Source organism: Maritimibacter dapengensis, from assembly GCF_019218265.1.
Classification (GTDB): domain Bacteria; phylum Pseudomonadota; class Alphaproteobacteria; order Rhodobacterales; family Rhodobacteraceae; genus Maritimibacter; species Maritimibacter dapengensis.
On the sequence record NZ_JAHUZE010000002.1, the window covers coordinates 800208 to 816983 of the forward strand.

Consider the following 16776-nt stretch of genomic DNA (forward strand, 5'->3'; position numbering starts at 1 on the left):
GAAATTTCCGGGGGCGCGGTGCGCGCGCCCCATTTGCCTATGAAGGAACTGCTATGAGCGTCACCGAGACCATGAACGAAGGCCTGAAGCGCGGTTACAAGATCGTCGTGCCTGCTGCCGATCTGGACGCGAAGGTCAACGAAAAGCTGGAAGAGGCCCGTCCCGAAGTGGAGATGAAGGGCTTTCGCAAGGGCAAGGTGCCGATGGCGCTTCTCAAGAAGCAGTTTGGCCAGCGCCTGATGGGCGAAGCCATGCAGGAAGCCGTCGACGGGGCGATGAACGATCACTTCGAAGCGTCCGGCGACCGCCCGGCCATGCAGCCCGAGGTCAAGATGACCAACGAGGACTGGAAAGAGGGCGACGACGTCGAAGTCGAAATGTCCTACGAGGCGCTGCCCGAGATCCCGGAAGTCGACCTGACCTCGCTCAAGCTGGAGCGTCTCGTGGTCAAGGCGTCGGATGAGGAAGTCGACGACGCGCTGAAATCGCTGGCCGAAAACGCGCAGAACTTCGAGGACCGCAAGAAAGGTTCCAAGGCCAAGGACGGCGACCAGGTCGTGCTCGACTTCGTGGGCAAGGTCGACGGCGAAGCGTTCGACGGCGGCTCGGCCGAGGATTTCCCGCTCGTGCTCGGTTCCGGCCAGTTCATCCCGGGCTTCGAGGAACAGCTCGTGGGCGTGAAGGCCGATGAGGAGAAGGACGTCACCGTGACATTCCCCGAGGAATACGGTGCCGAGAACCTGGCCGGCAAGGAAGCGGTTTTCTCCTGCACGATCAAAGCCGTAAAGGCACCTGCTGCCGCCGAGATCAATGACGAACTGGCTCAGAAATACGGAGCCGAAGACCTCGCCGCGCTCAAGGCGCAGGTGACCGAGCGCCTCGAAGCGGAATATGCAGGTGCAGCCCGCGCCGTCATGAAGCGCGGGCTTCTGGACGCGCTCGACGGCAAGGTGTCGTTCGAACTGCCGCCGAGCCTTGTCGACGCGGAAGCCAAGCAGATCGCGCACCAGCTTTGGCACGAGGAAAACCCGGACGTCGAAGGCCACGATCACCCTGAGATCGAGGTGAGCGACGAGGCCCAGAAGCTGGCCGAACGCCGTGTGCGCCTTGGCCTCGTCCTGGCCGAGATCGGACAGAAAGCCGAAGTCGAAGTGACCGACGCCGAATTTACCCAGGCCGTCATGAACCAGGCGCGTCAGTACCCGGGTCAGGAACGGGCCTTCTTCGATTTCGTTCAGCAGAACCCGCAGATGCGCCAGCAGATCCAGGCACCTTTGTTCGAGGACAAGGTCGTCGATCACATCGCGGAACAGGCTGATGTGAAAGAGAAAGAGGTCTCCAAGGACGACCTGCAAAAGGCCGTGGACGCGCTCGACGAAGAGTGAGCCACGTTCCATGACGTTGCGTTTCGGGCCGCCCTTCGGGGCGGCCTTTTTCGTCTCCGGTGTTAGGGTCGATCCGAGGAGGACCGACCATGACCTACACAGGATTTGACGGAGACAGCTTTCGCGCCTTTCGCGACGTGCCGCGCGAGGGACCGATCCAGATGCTCAATCTCGTGAAGTTCCGGGCGCAGGCCCGATACGAGGATGGACGTGAAGCGACGGGCGCGCAGGCTTACGCCGCCTACGGCCGCGAAAGCGCGCCGGTCTTCAAACGCCTGGGCGGTCGGATCGTTTGGTCAGGGACGATGGAGCACATGCTCATCGGCCCGTCGGACGAGACATGGGATGCCTGTTTCATCGCCGAGTATCCGTCCGTCGATGCCTTCGTCGAGATGATCAAGGACCCGGACTACCGCGCAGCGATGGTGCACCGGCAGGCGGCGGTGGAAACCTCACGGCTGATCCGCATGGAGCCGGGCAAGGCAGGCTCGGGTTTCGGCTGACGCAACCAAAAGGAGCGGGCTGACGCCCGCACATAAAAAGCAGGCCGCCCATGGGGGCGGCCTGCGGGTTTGCATATTTGGGGCACGATGAAAGACATCAGCCGCGGCGACGGCGTCCTCCGCGGCGACCACCTCTCGCGCCGCCTGCTGCGCTCTGATCGGCGGAGTTGAAGGCGATCCAGTCCGCGCCATGTGCATCGGCATCGAGCAGCAGGTTGGCCGCGCGGATGGCTTCCATCTCCTTGCCCGGCTTGTATTGGGTCGAGCCGAGGCCGAACATGGTGACGAAGGTCTCGTCGTCCATACGTTCGGGCAGGACGATCCCGGCGGCTTCGACTTCGGCGCGCTTTTCCGCGATTTTCGAGGCCGGGACGGGCAGGGCGAGCGGGTTCATGATTGCCGAGGTCATGCCGGCGGCTGCGGCCATGGGCAGAAAGGCGTTGTTGATCCCGTGACGGTTGGGCAAGCCGAAGGAGATGTTGGACGCACCGCAGGTCGTGTTCACGCCGAGTTCGTCTCGCAACCGGCGCACAAGCGTGAACACCTGCTTGCCCGCCGTCGCCATGGCGCCGATCGGCATGACCAACGGGTCGACGACGATGTCATGGGCGGGAATGCCGAAATCGGCAGCGCGCTCGACGATCGACTTGGCCACCGCGAAACGGACATCCGGGTCTTCGGAAATTCCGGTGTCGTCGTTCGAGATCGCCACCACGGGCACTTTGTATTTTGCGACGAGCGGGAGAACGAAATCCATCCGCTCCTCCTCGCCCGTCACGGAGTTGACCAGCGGGCGGCCCTGCGCGGCCTTTAGCCCCGCTTCCAATGCGGCGGGAACCGAGCTGTCGATACAGAGCGGCACATCCACGAGGCCCTGAACGAGATTGATAAGATCCGTCATGAGCGGCGGCTCGGTCTCGTTCGGGTTGGGGTTCGAGTTATAGACGACGCCCGCGTTCACATCGAGCACCGTGGCGCCGCAGGCGACCTGGGCGACCGCGTCCCGCTCGACCGTGGAGTAATCGCCCGCCTCGAGTTCCGCCGCCAGCTTCTTGCGGCCCGTGGGGTTGATCCGCTCGCCGATGACGCAGAATGGTTCGTCAAAGCCGATGGTGACGGTCTTGGAGGCGCTTTCCAGGATGGTGCGTGTCATTCTCTGTCCTTTATCCGGCGCTTTCGCGCCCTTTGTTTGAAATCAGCGTTTTCAGTCGCTCGGTGTCGTATTCGGCCTCGATCCGGGCGGCCTCGGCGGCGGCGACGTCCGCGTCTTCTCCGTCGATCTCGAAGGGCTCGGCGCGTCGCCATTCCGAAAGATAATCGTCCGTTCCGGCCATGCCGGACACCATCGCAGCGCGGTCTATCGCCTGCTCGAACCGCTCGGGCAGGGGGTGTTTCGCCGCGCGGCGTCCGCGCCCGACGATGACCTGCGCGGGAATGTCGCGCCAATAGACGATTGTGACCTGAGCCATGACTTCTCCGTTTTGCCTTTGCTACCTGATCGCGCGCAGGCCGATATGCCATTTACGACCTCTGCAAACGTGATAACGGCGGAGCGGCTTCGGGGCCACCGGCGGGGGGATGAAAGTTCCTCACTATCTCCATGAGCGATCACGAAGCTTGCCACCATGCGGGGGGCGCATTACCCTGAGTGCAACTCGATATGGAAGGGCGATAGTCATGGCGCCCAAGCGTCCCGAAGGTGCGGGCGCGTTCCCGAAAGCGGTCGAGCAGCCCGCGCCGGTCAAACCGGATCCAGACAGCCTCTATGCCGCGCTGGATCTAGGCACGAACAGTTGCCGCATGCTGATTGCCCAACCAAAGGGCAACCAGTTTCATGTCGTTGACAGCTTCTCCAAGTCAGTCCAACTCGGACAGGGCCTGTCCGGTTCCGGTCGCCTGTCTCGCGCATCCATGGCGCGCACCGTCCAGGCGCTGAAGATCTGCGAGCGGAAATTGCAGAAGCATGATGTAAGCCGGATGCGGCTGGTGGCGACCGAAGCCTGCCGGCGTGCGACCAATTCGCGCGATTTCATGCGGTTCGTGAGCCGGGAGACCGGGCTCAAGCTCGAAATCATCAAGCCGGAGGAAGAGGCGCGGCTCGCGGTGATCTCATGTGCGCCGCTCGTCAGCCAGAAAACCGAACAATTGCTGGTCGTCGATATCGGCGGCGGATCGACCGAGCTGGTCTGGATCGACGTCGCCCAGGTCGCGCCGCGCGACCGGCAAAAGGCGATCATGCGATTGCACAAGGGGTTCAAGGGCGACCCGGGCCCCTTTCCCGCTGCGAAGGTCGTGGATTGGATCTCGGTCCCGCTCGGCGTCGCGACGCTGCGTGAACAATTCGATGATGTCGACGACGATTCGGCGCGGTTCGCGCTCATGAGCTGGTTCTTCGAGGAACAGCTCGGGAATTTCTCGCCGTTTCATCAGGAGCAGGCGCGCGAAGGGTTCCAGATCATCGGCACCTCAGGCACCGTCACGACCGTTGCCGCGACCCATCTGGGTCTCAGGCGATATGATCGCAACAAGGTCGACGGTCTTCGCATGACATCCGACCAGATCGACAAGGTCATTCGCGGCTACCTCGCCGCCGGTCCCGAGGGCCGCCGCCGCGATCCGCGCATCGGCAAGGACCGTCAGGCGCTTATCATGTCCGGCGCGGCGATCCTTCAGGCGCTTCTGCGGGTGTGGCCCACCGACAGGCTTTCCGTGGCGGATCGGGGGTTGCGCGAAGGGTTGCTCTACGCGCAGATGTCGTCGGACGGCGTGCTGGAAGACGGACCTTACTGAAAGATGGCGAAGAAACCGGGAAAAAACACCTCCGGCCGGGGGCAGCGTGATTTGCGGGTGAAGGTGAAGACCGCCCGTGGAAGAAAGCTGTCATCGACCCGCTGGCTCGAACGGCAGTTGAACGACCCGTATGTGAAACGCGCCCGCGACGAAGGCTACCGTGGCCGGGCTGCGTTCAAAATCCTCGAGATTGACGACAAGTATCGCTTCCTCGTGCCCGGCGCGCGGGTCGTGGACCTGGGTTGTGCGCCCGGCGGCTGGCTTCAGGTTGCGGTCGAGCGGGTCAATGCGCTCGGCGAGAAAAAGGGCAAGGCGGTCGGCACCGTTCTGGGCGTCGACCTTCAGGAGGTCGAGCCTGTGGCCGGGGCCGAGGCGCACCAGCTGGACTTCATGGAAGACGGCGCGGACGACAAGGTGAAGGAATGGCTGGGCGGCAAGGCGGACGTGGTGATGTCCGACATGGCGGCGGCTTCGTCAGGCCACAAGCAGACCGACCACCTGCGGATCATCGCGCTCGGCGAAACCGCTGCGTATTTTGCCTTTGACGTGCTGGAAGAGGGCGGGACCTTCGTCGCCAAAGTGCTGGCAGGCGGCGCGGAGGGCGATCTTCAGAAGCTCCTGAAACAGAAGTTCGAGAAGGTCGCCAACGTCAAACCGCCCGCGAGCCGGTCGGATTCGTCCGAGAAATTCGTCGTTGCGACGGGCTTTCGCGGCTAGTCGCCAGTCGGCCTCACCCAACCTGATCGACGTAGTCGCCATAGCCTTCGGCTTCCATATCTTCGATCGGAATGAAACGAAGCGCGGCCGAATTGATGCAATAGCGCAGCCCGCCGCGATCCTGCGGCCCGTCCGGGAACACATGGCCGAGGTGGCTGTCGCCATGGGTCGAACGAACTTCGGTGCGGATCATGCCGTGGCTCGTATCCTGAAGCTCGTTCACATGCGCAGGCTCGATCGGCTTGGTGAAACTGGGCCATCCACAACCGCTCTCGTATTTGTCGGACGATGCGAACAGCGGTTCTCCGGACACGATATCGACGTAGATCCCGCGCTCCTTGTTGTCGAGGTATTCGCCCGTGCCGGGGCGTTCCGTGCCCGATTGCTGGGTGACGAAGAATTGCATCTCGTCCAATGCGGCCACGACATCGGGGTTCTTTTCGTATTTCGTCATCCTGTCCTCCTTGGTCTGGGTCCAAGATGTGATGCGGGCGGAAAAAATGTAAGACCCGCCTCCGTCACGACACGGCGAGTTCGGTTACAGGTTCGCCCCACCGAGCGCCTTGCGTGACAGCGACAGGAACGTTTGGCGTTCGTCTTCTGACAATTGCTCGAGAATATCCGCCTGCAATGCCTCGACGACCGGGCGCATTCTCGCGTACAGGTCCGCGCCTTCCGGGGTCATGGCGAGCACTCGGGCGCGACGGTCCGTTTTGCTCACGTCCCGGCGCACGAGCCCCTTTCGCTCCAGCCGTTCCACGACCCCACCGATGGTTGCCCGATCATAAGCGATGATCTCTGCCAGACGCGCCTGGTCGATGCCTGGATTGTGGAAGAGCGCATCGAGGGCCGCGAATTGAACGGATGTGAGGTCGAATCCGGCCGCCTGACACTTCGACTTGAACACTTGCGCCGAATGTTGCTGCATCCGTCGGATCAGATGGCCGGGCATCCCGAAGAGTTCCATGCAACCTCCACCAGTCGCGTCATAAAATATGCATACATATCAAATGACCCGCTTGCAAGCTCGGGGCACAGGGGCTTCGAGCAAAAGAAAGCGCATATCCGGGGGGATAGTGGCGGAGAGACAGGGATTCGAACCCTGGGTGGGCTTGCACCCACAACGGTTTTCGAGACCGCCCCGTTCGACCACTCCGGCACCTCTCCGCGGGGGTCTGTGACGGGCGATGTAATAAAGGGGGCGGGGGGACGCAACCTCTTTTTTGGAGCGAAGCGGAATACTGGCGCTACGCGAGGTGTCGCTCGCAAGCTTACATTCACGAGAGGTTTCCTTGAGGGCAGCGGTTATCGCGCTTAGGTTCGCCACAGATGCCAAACGACCTGGAGGCCAGAATGAAGTTCGAACGCCTGATGACCGGTGCCGCCGTCGCTGTCGCTGCGCTTTGCTTCGGTGCCGCCGTCGCGGTCGCCGCAGATCGTGACCAGTCCCGTGAGTTCCTCGAAGTGACCGGATTCGATGTCGCGATCACGTCGATGCAGCAGGGGGCCATGAATGGCCCCTCCATCGCCGGGTCGGACCCGGACGCCTTTGGAAGCGAATGGGTGCGGCTCGCCGAAGACGTCTTCGAACCCGACGCGATGATCGAGCAGACGCTGGACATGATGGAAGCGATCATGCCGCAGGATCTGGTCGAACACGGGATCGAGTTTTACGACACGCCCCTTGGTGTGCGGTTGGTCGAGGCCGAGAATGCTGCGCAGACACGCGACGATCAGGAGCAGCTTGCCGAAGGTGAAATGATCGTGACGCGACTGGCGGAAGAAAACCCGGCACGGCTGGAGGAATTCCAACGCATGAATGAGGCGATCGGCGGGGCGGAAAGCTCGGTGAAGGCAATCGTCGAAATTCAGGTGCGCTATCTCATGGCGGCGATGGACGCCGGGGCGGCCGATATCCAGTTTTCCGAGGCTGAGCTTCGCGAAATCCTCGAGGAGCAGGTGCCTCGCCTTCGCGAAACGGTCGAGGCGAGTTCCGTTCTGTCGGCGGCGGCAGTCTACAAGGACTTTTCCGACGAGGAGATCGTCGCATATCGCGAAGCGCTCGAAGACCCCGACATGCAGCAGGTCTATGAGATCCTGAACGGGATCCAGTTTCAGGTGATGGGCGATCGGTATGAGACGCTTGCAAGCCGTCTGGCCGAGTTGTCGCCACAGACCGACATCTAGGGCAGGGGACCGCGAGGTCGGTCATCGTCGCAATGGGCCTCTTCCCCCATCCCGACGCCTTGGAAAAAAGGCATATCACTGTCCCGTCAACGACGACATGGTTTTCCTTGACTTGAAGCCGCTTTGCCGCGATACACGCGGCTCTCGTGGCGGGAAGGCTCGCCTCGGGAAGAATCGCTATGAAATCTCGCCCACACGAGGGCGCGCTGTTCGAGGCCGGGGGCGACCCCGCGAAACGCCGGATGACCGGGGCCACAGGACGCGGGGAAAAAAGGATAAGCCCATGTTCGCAGTCATGAAGACCGGCGGCAAGCAATACAAAGTCCAGGCGGGCGACGTGCTCCGCGTGGAAAAGCTGGCAGCAGAAGCCGGCGACAAGATCCAGTTCAACGATGTTCTCATGGTCGGCTCGACCCTCGGCACGCCCCTCGTGGCCGGTGCCGGCGTGCAGGCCGAGGTCATCGACCAGATCAAGGGTGAAAAGCTCATCCACTTCGTGAAGCGTCGCCGTAAGCACGGCTCGCAGCGCAAGAAAGGCCACCGTCAGCAGCTCACGCTGCTTCGCATCACCGACATCCTCGAAAAGGGTGCCGACAAGTCGGGCGTCAAAGCCGCGATTGGTGCAGGTTCGGTGACGGCTGAGGCCGCTTCGGCGGCGAAACCGGCCAAGAAAGCCGCGCCGAAGAAAGCCGAAGCCAAGACCGAGGCGAAAGCCGAAGAGAAGAAGGCCGCTCCCAAGAAGGCCGCGAAATCCGATGGCGATGACCTCAAGGAACTGTCGGGCGTGGGTCCGGCGCTTGAGAAGAAACTGCACGAAGCTGGCGTGACCACCTTCGCACAGATCGCCGCATGGACCGATGCCGATATCGCAGAGATGGACGAGAAGCTGAGCTTCAAAGGCCGCATCGAGCGTGAAGGCTGGGTTGAACAAGCCAAGAAACTGGCGAAGTAAGTCGAGATAAGGAGAGAGCGAGATGGCACATAAAAAAGCTGGTGGTAGCTCCCGGAACGGTCGCGACTCTGCTGGTCGCCGCCTTGGTGTGAAGAAATTCGGTGGTCAGGAAGTGATCGCCGGCAACATCATCGTGCGTCAGCGCGGCACCAAGGTCTGGGCCGGCGAGAACGTGGGCATGGGCAAGGATCACACCCTGTTCGCCCTGACTGACGGTCGCGTGAACTTTTCCAAAGGCCTCAAGGGCCGCACCTTCGTATCGGTGCTCCCGGAGGCGGAAGCCGCTGAATAAGCCGACACCCGGCAAGACGATATGAAGGGGGATCGGCGCAGGCCGGTCCCCTTTCTCGTTTCGGGCGAGAAGCGGGGAGGCCGTCTCGTCCGAAACTATCAGGGACCTCTTGGGGTTGAACCAATTCGTTCATACATATTTCCAGGAGGCCGCTTTCGAGGAGGGAAGCGAGTGACGATTGAAATGGAATTGAAGACCGATCAGGCATTGATCGAAGCAGGACGTTTCGTTCTCAGGCAACCTAAAATGAGCGACGTGGGGCTCCTCAGTCATTATTCCGGCGACCGACGCGTCGCCGAGGAAACCCGGTCGATACCCCACCCGCTGGCCCCGGGCGTGACCGAGGCATTCGTGTCGCGGGCGCTTTCCGATGACCGGATCGAAGACGTGTGGGTGATGGACGGCTCCGCCGATGGTGAGGCCGCGAACGGCCATGAAGTGCTCGGCGTGATCAGCTTGACGCGGATGGACCGCAACCAGAGCCAGTTGGGATACTGGGTGGCACCACCGTTCTGGAATACCGGGATCGCATCAGAAGCGGTTCAGGCGCTCGTCGCGGCCAATCCGCTTGGCGATGCGACCCTGTTCGCGGCGGTGTTTCAAGATAACCCGAACTCCGCGCGCGTCCTGACCAATGCCGGCTTCGAATACGTCGGCGACGCCGAGGCCTTCTCGGTCGCGCGCAACGCGACGATCCCGACCTGGACCTATCTGCGAAGGATGGGCTGACGCCTTTGCCCGACTTTCCCGGCGGAAGGCGGCGCAACGCCTTTCATCTTGAGCCGGGGCGCATTTCGCAATACCCACGGCCCAAACGACGAAGGCAACGCCATGAAATTCCTCGATCTCGCCAAGGTCTACATCCGCTCGGGAAGCGGCGGGAACGGATGCATCTCGTTCCGCCGGGAGAAGTATATCGAATACGGCGGCCCGGACGGCGGTGACGGCGGGCGTGGCGGCGATGTGGTGATCGAAGTCGTCGAAGGGCTGAACACGCTGATCGACTTCCGCTACCAGCAGCATTTCTTCGCCAAGAACGGCCAGCCCGGAATGGGCAACCAACGCACCGGCAAGTCGGGCGACGACATCGTTCTGCGCGTTCCCGTCGGCACCGAAGTGCTGGAGGAAGATGGCGAAACGGTCCTCGCCGATCTGACCGAAGTCGGCGAACGCCTCGTCATCGCGAAGGGTGGGAACGGTGGTTTCGGCAACCTCCACTTCAAGACCGCCACCAATCAGGCACCCCGTCACGCCAATCCGGGGCAGGCGGGCGTCGAGCGCACGATCTGGCTCCGGCTGAAACTGATCGCGGACGTGGGTCTTCTGGGCCTGCCGAACGCGGGCAAGTCCACCTTCCTCGCCGCAACCTCGAACGCGCGACCCAAGATTGCGGATTACCCCTTCACCACGCTCGCGCCCAATCTCGGCGTTGTCGGCGTCGACAATGTCGAATTCGTCGTGGCCGATATTCCGGGCCTTATCGAAGGTGCGCATGAGGGTCGGGGGCTTGGCGATCAGTTCCTTGGCCATGTCGAACGCTGCGCGGTGCTCCTGCATCTCATCGACGGCACATCCGAGGACGTCGTGGCCGACTATCGCACCATCATCCACGAGGTCGGGAATTACGGCGACATTCTGGGCGACAAGACCCGCGTGACGGTGCTGAACAAGGTCGACGCGCTTCTGGACGAAGAGCGCGACGAAAAACGCGCAGCACTCGAACAGGCGTCTGGCGGCACGGTTTACGAGATGTCAGGTGTTGCCAAAGAGGGCGTGACGCAAGTCCTGCGCGCGCTCAAGGCCGAGATCGGGGCGGAACGTTACCGCCGCAAGAAGGCCGAAGGCGGCGACGAAGAGGAGAGCGGGTCGTGGCAACCCTGACGCTCTCCGACGCGCGCCGGATCGTCGTGAAAATCGGATCGGCGCTGCTGGTCGATACTGTCACCGGGGCATTGAAATCCGACTGGCTCGCGGGGCTCGCCGCTGACGTGGCGCGGCTCAAATCACGCGGTGCGGATGTTGTCATCGTCTCGTCAGGGTCGATCGCACTCGGGCGCGGCGTTCTGGGCCTGCCTGCCGGTGGGTTGTCGTTGGAACAAAGTCAGGCGGCCGCCGCTGTCGGCCAGATCAGGCTCGCGCGGGCTTACGAAGAAGTCCTCGCACCGCTCGGTATCACCACGGCGCAGGTGCTCGTGACGCTCGAGGACAGCGCGGATCGCCGCCGCTACCTCAATTCGCGCGCCACGCTCGCCACGCTCCTTTCGCTTGGCGTGGTGCCTATCGTGAACGAAAACGACACGATCGCGACCGACGAAATCCGATATGGCGACAACGATCGGCTTGCCGCGCAAGTGGCCGTGACCGTCGGCGCGGACATGACCGTGCTCCTGTCCGACGTGGATGGCTTCTACTCAGGCAATCCGAAACTCGACCCCGACGCTCGCCACATCCCGGTCATCGAGGAAATCACCGCTGCCCTTATGGCGCAGGCCGGGGACGCCGGAACCGGCCTGTCCAAGGGCGGCATGAAGACCAAACTCCTGGCCGCCCAGACCGCGATGGCGGCCGGGTGCAGCCTGATCATCACCGAAGGCAGCCGCGCAAACCCGCTCACAGCGCTCGAGAACGGCGAGCGTGCCAGCGTATTCATCGCAAGGGAAGACCCGGCAGCCGCGCGCAAGCACTGGATCGGTGCGATGAAGCCGAAGGGGGTCATCACGCTCGACGCAGGTGCGGTCGGCGCACTGGGGCGGGGAAAATCGCTCCTCCCCGCCGGGATCACCGGGGTCGCCGGTCGGTTCGGACGCGGTGAAGCGGTCGAACTGGTCGGCCCTGACGGGTCGCATGTCGGCGCGGGCCTGACACGCTATACCTCTGACGAAGCGCGACTTCTGATCGGCAAGCGATCGGCGGAGATCGAGCAAACACTGGGTTATCCCGGTCGCGCCGCACTCATCCATCGTGACGACATGGCGCTCTAGACCGCACTTCGGGTTCGGCCTTGCGCCCCGACGCGTAGGTTCCTTCCAACGATCTTTGGATTTCGGCCCGGATGTGTCATGCTTCCTGCATTCGAGACATCCATTTGGAGGCGCGAACCATGCGTCCTGGAGCCTTTTCCCCCGCCACGCCGTCTCTTCTGACGCTGGCCGTCATACTGTCCGCCGTGCTGATCTTCGTGGCCGGGCCGGGCTGGTCCCAGACCGGCAAGAACGGGTGGCAGGTCTTCCCGACGGAAGACAAGACAGAGTGTGTCGTTGGGCGCACCGAGGCGCCTTTTACCCTGTTCTTCGAATCGAATTTCAACGATGACGACCGTCACGCACTGGTCGTCATCAACAAGAGCTGGTCCCTTGAGCGGGAGGTTGAACTCGCCCGGCTGGAACTTGTCGGTCGCGGCGGCATCTCGGTGCCTACGGTGTTCAGCGAGAACCGGATTTCACTGGTCTTTCCAGCCAAAGACGACGCCAACAACGCGCGCCTGCTGACCGCGCTTGGCAAGACCGACACCGTCGAGGTGCTAAGCGACCGTTTGCCAGATGGCGGCAAGATATCTTTGCCGGTGAGCGGGTTCGCGGACGTCCCGGCGCTTTACGACAAGTGCGTTGCGTCCATCGGACTTGACGCTGAACTCGCTGGGCTCAGGGACAGACGTTCGGAATTGGTTCAGGCGAAATGCGACGCCGCGCTGGAATACGTGACGCTGAACGTCATGCTGACGGACGACTACGACGACGAGCAGCGCGGGAAAATCCGGGACATCTCCAACAGTTTCGACGAATGCGGGCAACCCGTCATGGGGCGCGCCGTTCGGGCCGCGATGCTCGACAAGGACTACAACGCCGCATCGGGTGATCTCGGCGATCTTTGCGTCAGGGGCTATGTCCCGGCCTGTCATTTTGGCGCGGTCCTAGGCGGATATGGCAAGAACCCTCGCGTGACGTCCGGGGCCGCGCGCAGCACTCTGAATCAGCTGTGTCGCGACGGTCTTCAGCTCAGTTGCACCGTTCGCGACGACTGGAACCGCTAGGCGCGGCTGCCTTTCCTTTGACCTTGTGCTTCGCCCGTCTTATCTAAGCTCCAGCCAGAAGGAGGCTTCGATGAAAGACGCAGAAAACATCTCCGCCCTGATGCAGGAGCTTGGTCAGAACGCCAAGGCCGCCGCGCAGGAACTCGCCTTTGCGCCTGCCGAAGCCAAAACCCGCGCGCTCGAAGCTGCGGCGGACGCCGTCTGGGCCAATCGGGCCGAGATCATCGCTGCCAACGAGAAAGACCTCGCCTTTGGGCGCGACAAGGGTCTGACCGACGCGATGATGGATCGCCTGCTTCTGGACGAAGGCCGAATTCAGGGCATCGTCGATGGTTTGCGCGCCGTTGCGGCGCAGCCCGATCCCGTGGGCGCCGTTCTGTCGGAATGGGACCGCCCCTCCGGTTTGCACATCAAGCGCGTCCGCACGCCCCTCGGCGTGGTCGGCGTGATCTACGAAAGTCGGCCCAACGTGACGGCGGATGCAGGTGCGCTGTGCCTCAAGTCGGGCAACGCAGTGATTCTGCGCGGCGGCTCCGAGAGTTTCCATTCCTCGGGCGCGATTCATGCCTGTCTCGTCGAGGGGCTGAAAGCTGCCGGCCTTCCCGAAACCGCGATACAACGCGTGCCGACCCGCGACCGCGAGGCGGTGCGCGAACTCCTGACAATGACCGATTACGTCGACGTGATCGTCCCGCGTGGAGGCAAGGGGCTCGTGGGCCTCGTTCAACGCGAGGCGCGCGTGCCGGTCTTCGCTCATCTCGAGGGCATCGTTCATGTCTATATCGACAAGGCGGCTGATCCCCAAAAGACCATGGACGTCGTGCTGAACGCCAAGACCCGTCGCACTGGCATTTGCGGCGCAGCCGAATGCCTGTTGGTCCACAAAGACGCGATGGAGCTGGGTCAGGCGGTGATCGACGCGCTCATGGAGGCCGGGGTCGAAGTGCGTGCGGGCGAGGGGTTGCGCGGATCCGTCGCGGCGACCGATGACGACTGGGGAACCGAGTATCTCGACAGCATCATCGCCGCGAAGGTTGTGGACGACCTCGATGCGGCCATCGACCATATCCGCACCTATTCCTCGTCACACACGGATGCGATCATGACCGAAGACGATGCCGCCGCCGCGCGGTTCTTCGAGCGGATCGACAGCGCGATCCTCATGCGCAACGCCTCGACCCAGTTCGCCGATGGTGGCGAGTTCGGCATGGGGGCCGAGATCGGGATCGCAACCGGCAAGATGCACGCGCGCGGCCCGGTCGGTGCCGAGCAACTCACCAGCTTCAAGTATATCGTCGAGGGCGACGGAACGGCGCGCCCCTGACGCTCCACCGATGTCGTGTATCCGTGCTCGGAAGGGTCAGAACCGCAAGGTGATCTGACCGGCGTCGCTCGTGTGATCCAGCCGACGGTTCTGGCGGGCGATCTCTTCCGCCAACAGCGCGAATTGCACCTGCGCGGGCGTGATGTCCGTGGTTGGCCCACCGCCCATCACCGCCCATGCCTGATCGTCGACGTTGAAACATTCTGCCGCACCCGTCGCAAGGAACCGACCGTCGGCCGACGTCACAGAGATGCGCCCACCGAACGGCATAGACGTTTCAAGACAATTCACCGCCAAAAGCACGAGTTTCGCGTCGCGGCGCGGCATGTCGCCCGAAAGCCGCCAATCCATCGCGAGTTTCCGCGCCCCAAGCGCCGACAGCGCCTCGGCCATCTCGCCGGCGCGCACAATGTCACCGTCGTGCGCCGACCCGAACGCAATCCTGAAAAACGCGATGCGCCCGCGCGCACCCTTCAGGCTTTCGTTCACAAGTGCCATCTCGGGGGTTTCCTCGACCCCGGAGAGCGTCATAAGCTCGAGCCCGTTGCCAATGGCCCCCAGTGGACTGGCCAGATCGTGACAGATACGCGACCCGACGAGAGCGACGATATCGGGCGCCTCGCTCATGTCGGGCCCGCCTCATGTGAAAGGAAAGCTGCGATGGATCCCCTGTCTTCCCTGCTCGAACCCGGCCAGTTGGTCCGGCTACCGACCCAACCGGACTGGGGCCTTGGACAGGTCCAATCGAACATTGGCGGCAAAGTGACCGTGAATTTCGAGAACGCGGGGAAACGTGTCATAGATATCTCCAATGTCGCGCTGGAGCCTGTGTACGACGTCGACTAGCGCCTTGCGCGTGACAGATTAATATACACAACCTATAGGTGTGTCAAAAACCCGATGCACGGTGCTGTTGCAAATGGCAGTTTCAATCCATAAACCCTGTCAAAAGGGAGCATTTAGCCGATGTCGGGGACCCGGCCGAAATACGAACTGCGGGTGGCGGCGACCGGGGCCGAAGTCGAGGATGCGCAACGGCTCAGATACGCGGTTTTCGTCGAAGAACTTGGCGGTGACGGCGTCGATGTCGACCACGAAAAGCGCCTCGAACGCGATGATTTCGACGCATATTTCGATCACCTGATCCTATATGATCGCACCCGACCGGACGGCGAACAGGCGGTCGGTGCCTACCGGGTCATGCGCGACGACCAAGCGGCAGGACTCGGCAGGTATTACACCGAAAGCGAATACGACCTCACACCGCTGAAAAATTCGGGCCGCAAGCTGCTCGAACTCGGGCGCTCCTGCGTTCACAAGGATTACCGAGGCGGGGCTGCTTTGGCCCAACTCTGGGTCGGTTTGCTGAACTATTCCAGTGCGCATGATATCGACGTGATGTTCGGAGTGGCGAGCTTTCACGGAACGGATCTCGACCGTATTCGCGAACCGCTTTCCCATCTGCATCACTCTCATCTCGCGCCCAGGGCGCTGCGAACCCGCGTGCTCGACAGGTTCTATCGGTCCGCCGACCTGATGCCGAAAGAGGCGATCGACGAAAAGGCCGCGATGAAGGCGATGCCCGCGCTCATCAAAGCCTATCTGCGTCTGGGTGGCGTGATCGGCGACGGGGTGTTCATCGACGAACCGTTCAACACTTCGGACGTCTGCATCATCGTGGACATGGACCTCGTGCCTGCGAAACAGCGTGCCATGTATGAAAAACTCGCCGCGCGGGAGGCGCGCGGGTGAGCGAGACCTGGGATGACGGAAGCCGCCCGCCCGACCATTCCGTCGGGTTATTCGGCTGGCCATTGGTCGTCCTGCGCGGCGTGCCGGTCGTCGTGACGTTGCTCATCGGGCTGATCCTGACGCTTGTGCTACGTCCGATCGAGCGCATCGCGGCGGGCGAGGGGCGGCCTGTCACCCCAACCATCACGCGCGTCGTCTGTCGCCTGTGCCTTGCCTCCATGGGGATCAAACTTCGGCTCCGCGGCACCCCGATGAAGGGGGCGGGTGCGGTGGTGGCGAACCATTCGTCATGGCTCGACATCCTCGTGCTGAACGCGCCGAAACGCATCTATTTTGTCTCGAAGGCGGAGGTGCGCGACTGGCCGGGCATCGGCTGGCTCGCCCGAGTCACCGGAACCGTTTTTATCGCGCGCAATCGCCGAGAAGCGGGCGCACAGGTCGAACTGTTCCGCAGCCGCCTGGCACTCGGTCACAGGCTCCTGTTCTTTCCCGAAGGCACCTCGACCGACAGCAAACGCGTTTTGCCTTTCAAAACAACGCTTTTTGCGGCGTTCTTTGAGCCAGCCCTGCGTGAGACGATGCGCATACAGCCGGTCAGTGTTGTCTATCATGCTCCGACGGGCCGTGACGCCCGGTTCTTCGGGTGGTGGGGGGACATGGACCTTGGTCCGCACCTGGCCGCCGTTCTGGCCGCGCGCCCGCAGGGATGGGTGGAACTCGTCTATCACGATCCGGTCCAGGTCGCGGATTTCGCGAACCGGAAGATGTTGGCGGCTCACCTCGAAACCGCCGTGCGCGGCCCGTTGTTGTCGGCTCTGGGCACCGACGCGCCGCGCCCGTGATC

The 16776-nt window shown here is 62.6% G+C and carries 20 protein-coding genes and 1 tRNA gene; 15 read left to right on the forward strand and 6 right to left on the reverse strand.

The window, feature by feature from the left end; translation table 11 throughout:
* Positions 1 to 53 precede the first annotated feature (53 nt).
* Positions 54 to 1385 (forward strand): trigger factor, encoded by a 1332-nt coding sequence (gene tig / locus KJP28_RS10300; protein WP_218392459.1) that lies wholly within the window; start codon positions 54 to 56, stop codon positions 1383 to 1385.
* 89 nt (positions 1386 to 1474) lie between these two features.
* Positions 1475 to 1888 (forward strand): DUF1330 domain-containing protein, encoded by a 414-nt coding sequence (locus KJP28_RS10305; RefSeq protein WP_218392460.1) that lies wholly within the window; start codon positions 1475 to 1477, stop codon positions 1886 to 1888.
* A 97-nt stretch (positions 1889 to 1985) separates the two neighbouring features.
* Here KJP28_RS10305 and KJP28_RS10310 read toward each other — a convergent pair whose 3' ends face one another.
* Positions 1986 to 3041: a methyltetrahydrofolate cobalamin methyltransferase gene (locus KJP28_RS10310; protein WP_218392461.1), complete on the reverse strand. Its 1056-nt coding sequence runs from the start codon at positions 3039 to 3041 to the stop codon at positions 1986 to 1988.
* Positions 3042 to 3051: 10 nt separating this feature from the next.
* Positions 3052 to 3357, reverse strand: a complete 306-nt coding sequence (locus KJP28_RS10315; RefSeq protein ID WP_218392462.1) for a virulence factor — start codon at positions 3355 to 3357, stop codon at positions 3052 to 3054.
* 208 nt (positions 3358 to 3565) lie between these two features.
* On the opposite strand from KJP28_RS10315, the gene KJP28_RS10320 reads away from it, so the two are divergent.
* Both KJP28_RS10320 and KJP28_RS10325 read left to right on the forward strand, forming a co-directional pair.
* Positions 3566 to 4678: a Ppx/GppA phosphatase family protein gene (locus KJP28_RS10320; protein ID WP_218392463.1), complete on the forward strand. Its 1113-nt coding sequence runs from the start codon at positions 3566 to 3568 to the stop codon at positions 4676 to 4678.
* A 3-nt stretch (positions 4679 to 4681) separates the two neighbouring features.
* A complete protein-coding gene (locus tag KJP28_RS10325) occupies positions 4682 to 5395 on the forward strand; it encodes an RlmE family RNA methyltransferase (protein ID WP_218392464.1) in 714 nt (237 codons plus the stop codon).
* Positions 5396 to 5408: 13 nt separating this feature from the next.
* Here the strand turns inward: KJP28_RS10325 and msrB are convergent, their stop codons facing one another.
* The 3 genes from msrB to KJP28_RS10340 form a co-directional block, all read right to left on the reverse strand.
* Positions 5409 to 5849, reverse strand: a complete 441-nt coding sequence (msrB, locus tag KJP28_RS10330; protein WP_218392465.1) for a peptide-methionine (R)-S-oxide reductase MsrB — start codon at positions 5847 to 5849, stop codon at positions 5409 to 5411.
* Positions 5850 to 5933: 84 nt separating this feature from the next.
* The gene (locus tag KJP28_RS10335; RefSeq protein WP_218392466.1) at positions 5934 to 6362 is read right to left on the reverse strand and encodes a MarR family winged helix-turn-helix transcriptional regulator; all 429 of its coding nucleotides are present in this window, start codon (positions 6360 to 6362) and stop codon (positions 5934 to 5936) included.
* 110 nt (positions 6363 to 6472) lie between these two features.
* Positions 6473 to 6562 (reverse strand) — tRNA-Ser (locus tag KJP28_RS10340).
* Between the two features lie 186 nt (positions 6563 to 6748).
* Between KJP28_RS10340 and KJP28_RS10345 the strand changes: the two genes are divergently transcribed.
* The 8 genes from KJP28_RS10345 (at position 6749) to KJP28_RS10380 (ending at position 14180) form a co-directional block, all read left to right on the forward strand.
* On the forward strand, positions 6749 to 7582 hold the full coding sequence (locus KJP28_RS10345) for a hypothetical protein (RefSeq protein WP_218392467.1): 834 nt from the start codon (positions 6749 to 6751) through the stop codon (positions 7580 to 7582).
* 283 nt (positions 7583 to 7865) lie between these two features.
* Positions 7866 to 8534 (forward strand): 50S ribosomal protein L21, encoded by a 669-nt coding sequence (locus KJP28_RS10350; protein ID WP_218392468.1) that lies wholly within the window; start codon positions 7866 to 7868, stop codon positions 8532 to 8534.
* 22 nt (positions 8535 to 8556) lie between these two features.
* Entirely contained in the window at positions 8557 to 8826 is a 270-nt protein-coding gene (gene rpmA, locus KJP28_RS10355) for a 50S ribosomal protein L27 (protein ID WP_218392469.1), read from the forward strand.
* 183 nt (positions 8827 to 9009) lie between these two features.
* A complete protein-coding gene (locus KJP28_RS10360; RefSeq protein WP_218392856.1) occupies positions 9010 to 9555 on the forward strand; it encodes a GNAT family N-acetyltransferase in 546 nt (181 codons plus the stop codon).
* A gap of 102 nt (positions 9556 to 9657) precedes the next feature.
* The gene (obgE, locus tag KJP28_RS10365; protein WP_218392470.1) at positions 9658 to 10707 is read left to right on the forward strand and encodes a GTPase ObgE; all 1050 of its coding nucleotides are present in this window, start codon (positions 9658 to 9660) and stop codon (positions 10705 to 10707) included.
* Positions 10695 to 11807: a glutamate 5-kinase gene (gene proB / locus KJP28_RS10370; RefSeq protein ID WP_218392471.1), complete on the forward strand. Its 1113-nt coding sequence runs from the start codon at positions 10695 to 10697 to the stop codon at positions 11805 to 11807. The genes obgE and proB overlap by 13 nt, the downstream gene beginning before the upstream one ends.
* A 119-nt stretch (positions 11808 to 11926) precedes the next feature.
* Positions 11927 to 12856 (forward strand): hypothetical protein, encoded by a 930-nt coding sequence (locus KJP28_RS10375; RefSeq protein ID WP_218392472.1) that lies wholly within the window; start codon positions 11927 to 11929, stop codon positions 12854 to 12856.
* Between the two features lie 70 nt (positions 12857 to 12926).
* Positions 12927 to 14180, forward strand: coding sequence for a glutamate-5-semialdehyde dehydrogenase (locus KJP28_RS10380; protein WP_218392473.1), 1254 nt, complete (start codon positions 12927 to 12929; stop codon positions 14178 to 14180).
* Between the two features lie 36 nt (positions 14181 to 14216).
* Here KJP28_RS10380 and KJP28_RS10385 read toward each other — a convergent pair whose 3' ends face one another.
* On the reverse strand, positions 14217 to 14807 hold the full coding sequence (locus KJP28_RS10385; protein WP_218392474.1) for a histidine phosphotransferase family protein: 591 nt from the start codon (positions 14805 to 14807) through the stop codon (positions 14217 to 14219).
* Positions 14808 to 14840: 33 nt separating this feature from the next.
* Between KJP28_RS10385 and KJP28_RS10390 the strand changes: the two genes are divergently transcribed.
* From KJP28_RS10390 to olsA, 3 genes are all read left to right on the forward strand, one after another.
* Positions 14841 to 15026 carry a DUF3553 domain-containing protein gene (locus KJP28_RS10390; protein ID WP_218392475.1) on the forward strand — a complete coding sequence of 62 codons (186 nt, stop codon included), beginning with the start codon at positions 14841 to 14843 and terminating at the stop codon, positions 15024 to 15026.
* A 120-nt stretch (positions 15027 to 15146) separates the two neighbouring features.
* Entirely contained in the window at positions 15147 to 15932 is a 786-nt protein-coding gene (olsB, locus tag KJP28_RS10395; RefSeq protein ID WP_218392476.1) for an L-ornithine N(alpha)-acyltransferase, read from the forward strand.
* On the forward strand, positions 15929 to 16774 hold the full coding sequence (olsA, locus tag KJP28_RS10400; RefSeq protein WP_218392477.1) for a lyso-ornithine lipid O-acyltransferase: 846 nt from the start codon (positions 15929 to 15931) through the stop codon (positions 16772 to 16774). Before olsB ends, olsA begins: the two co-directional genes overlap by 4 nt.
* Positions 16775 to 16776: the final 2 nt, after the last annotated feature.